Source organism: Pseudomonas citronellolis, from assembly GCF_029335315.1.
Classification (GTDB): domain Bacteria; phylum Pseudomonadota; class Gammaproteobacteria; order Pseudomonadales; family Pseudomonadaceae; genus Pseudomonas; species Pseudomonas citronellolis_A.
The window spans coordinates 1-422 of record NZ_JARJLT010000229.1 but is presented as its reverse complement, the minus strand read 5'-3'; the positions used below and the strand labels follow the sequence as shown (position 1 = coordinate 422).

Sequence of the window (422 nt, the reverse complement as noted above, 5' to 3'; positions counted from 1 at the left end):
TGCTTCACTGCAGCAGGGAGCCCGCGGATAACTCAGGTTTCATACAGGCCGGTTCGACCGGTTCGTCATCATTGCCATTCACTGTGCAATCGTGGTGGAGCGATTCAACTACGGTACTGCTGGAGCACTCAGGCAGGCTGGTAGCGTGTCTCCCGACTGAGCAGGGCCCAGATGATCCGGGCGTTCTTGTTGGCCAGGGCAACGGCGACGACGTTGGCATCACGCCGTTGCAGCAGGCCTTGCAGCCAGCGGCTGCGCGCATCGCTCTTGTTGACGCAACAACGCACGACCGCACGGGCTCCGTGGATGAGCAAGGTGCGTAAGTAGGTATCACCGCGCTTGGTGATCTTGCCCAAGCGCTGTTTCCCGCCCGTGGAATGCTGCCCTGGCACCAGGCCTAGCCAGGCTGCGAACTGGCGTGC

At 61.8% G+C, this 422-nt stretch carries 1 protein-coding gene; it reads right to left on the bottom strand.

What is annotated here, in order from left to right:
- Positions 1-128 precede the first annotated feature (128 nt).
- Positions 129-422, bottom strand: a 294-nt coding sequence (locus P3W75_RS18015) for a transposase (protein ID WP_276228678.1), incomplete at its 5' end; no start/stop codon positions are given.